5 protein-coding genes are annotated in these 1,802 nt (G+C 60.3%); all 5 read left to right on the top strand.

Annotated features, from left to right (window positions below; genetic code table 11):
- Positions 1–169 precede the first annotated feature (169 nt).
- Positions 170–403: a hypothetical protein gene (locus AC5Y3P_RS22280; protein ID WP_500048111.1), complete on the top strand. Its 234-nt coding sequence runs from the start codon at positions 170–172 to the stop codon at positions 401–403.
- Complete coding sequence (locus AC5Y3P_RS22275; protein ID WP_500048110.1) at positions 393–704, top strand: type II toxin-antitoxin system PemK/MazF family toxin; 312 nt, start codon at positions 393–395, stop codon at positions 702–704. The genes AC5Y3P_RS22280 and AC5Y3P_RS22275 overlap by 11 nt, the downstream gene beginning before the upstream one ends.
- Positions 705–912: 208 nt before the next feature.
- Positions 913–1,149 carry a YlcI/YnfO family protein gene (locus tag AC5Y3P_RS22270; protein ID WP_500048109.1) on the top strand — a complete coding sequence of 79 codons (237 nt, stop codon included), beginning with the start codon at positions 913–915 and terminating at the stop codon, positions 1,147–1,149.
- On the top strand, positions 1,146–1,445 hold the full coding sequence (locus AC5Y3P_RS22265) for a type II toxin-antitoxin system PemK/MazF family toxin (protein ID WP_500048108.1): 300 nt from the start codon (positions 1,146–1,148) through the stop codon (positions 1,443–1,445). Before AC5Y3P_RS22270 ends, AC5Y3P_RS22265 begins: the two co-directional genes overlap by 4 nt.
- Before the next feature lie 237 nt (positions 1,446–1,682).
- A partial coding sequence (locus AC5Y3P_RS22260) for an antitoxin MazE-like protein (protein WP_500048112.1) occupies positions 1,683–1,802 on the top strand: 120 nt, incomplete at its 3' end.

The raw sequence follows: 1,802 nt of genomic DNA, 5'->3' as shown, positions 1-1,802 counted from the left end.
GAAAGGGCCACGTCATAGTGTCCACCCGGGCGGTGTTGACCCGGCAGTCGGGCCACTTCGAGTGGTCAGACTCGCTCTCATCGTGGAGGGGCCGTCAGTACCGTGCGACGTTCGGATGGTGGTGAGAGAACCCAGTGCTTGTCTTACAAAACGTCGTACACTGATTGCTATGGCTGACACTATTACCTTCCGGCCAGACGAAGACGCATCGAAGGCGCTGGAAATTTTGACCAAAGATGGCACGGCGGTGTCGGTAGCCGTTCGATCCGCTCTCATCGATGCCGCACGCCGTAAGGCTCGCGAAGTGATTCGCGCCGAGGCGGAGAGGCTTGCCCAAGACGAGTCGGACCGCGCTGAGGCCATGCAGGTGCTGCGCGATATGGAGACGCTGCGTGCGTGGTGAGGTATTTCAATTGCATGCCCCGCGGGGGAGCCGTGGTCACGAACAGTCCGGCTCCCGCTACGCCGTAGTGGTTCAGTCGGATCTGCTGCCGTTGTCGACCTGGATCGTTGCGCCAACGTCCACGTCGGCTCGTTCTGCCAGCTTTCGTCCCGAGGTTGAAATCGGTGGCGTCAACACCCGGGTGCTTGCCGAGCAGGCTGCAGCGGTTGACCCTGGTCGGCTCGGTAGGAGCGTGGGGTTCCTCAGTGTTGATGAAATACGTCGCGTCGATGCGGCACTGCGTATCGTCCTTGATCTCTGATCGTGGTGCATCATTGCGCGCCACGGACTTTGACTAGGTAAGCCCGCCGCGGGGACCAGAGCACGGGCGCGGTGCGAGCCATCGATTGCCGCGAATTCTCCGCTCGCCGCTGGCGTAGCCGACTGATACGTGCTTGGTCGCTGAGTCATTCGACATCGTCATGAGATCGCGGTAGCACTTCGCATCCCATATCGGTACCATGACGGTCATGAGCAAGCAGATCGCCGTTCGGCTACCGGATGAGGTGGTCGAGTTCATTGACGGGGAAGTGCAGCAGCGGCGGGTCGATAGTCGTGCATCGTTTGTCCTCAAAGCGCTCGAACGTGAGCGACGCCGGTTGATCGCTGCCCGTGATGCGGCGATTCTGGCCGAGCAGACCGACGAAGATGATGACTTCGACGCTCTCGCTACTCAAGCCGCTGGCTTCGAACTGGACATCGATTGAGACCAATTCACGTCGCCCAACTCGATAAGGCTCGGCCCGTCCTGATCTTGACCCGGGAACTTGTTAGGCCGCACCTAACCAGAGTCACCGTCGCGCCGATAACCGGAACGGTTCGGGGCCTGTCGACTGAAGTTCCCGTAGGGGTACGTAACGGACTCCAGAAAGATTCCGTCGTCAGCGTCGACAACATTGTCACAATCCCGGTAGCGGCGCTGGGGCGCCAGGTTGGGTTCTTCCTTCCTGATCAAGAGGAATTGCTGACAACGGCGATTCGGCACGCGTTCGACCTCGACTGACACGCAAAGAACCTACGGATCCAAGCCGCCGCCGGCACGCACGACGAGGATTTCCATCCCCTCGACGAAGTCCCGGTTTGACTGTTCTGCGGGTTTAGTTTCACGAGGTTCCACGCAGCAGTAGCGCCGGTCATCGACCCCAGTAGGCGAGGCAGATCGCCGCGCGCGAGTCGTACTCAGACATTTGTTTGCGGCTTGACGGATCCGTTTCTTTCGACTGCCGGAGCGGGGCGTTACATGAACATCTATGCATGGCAGTACGGGAACGGGTTGGCGAGTATCGCCGACAGACGGATGCGGGAGCGGGGCTTGCGACCTCTGCAGATCTGGGTGCCTGATGTGCGAACCGAGACCTTT

This window comes from Mycobacterium sp. NGS45, assembly GCF_059812645.1.
This window is presented reverse-complemented; position numbering and strand designations above follow the sequence as displayed.

Bases quoted from the DNA above. Each gene is read 5' to 3' on its own strand.
- AC5Y3P_RS22280 (WP_500048111.1), top strand. From the start codon at position 170: ATGGCTGACACTATTACCTTCCGGCCAGACGAAGACGCATCGAAGGCG.
- AC5Y3P_RS22270 (WP_500048109.1), top strand. From the start codon at position 913: ATGAGCAAGCAGATCGCCGTTCGGCTACCGGATGAGGTGGTCGAGTTC.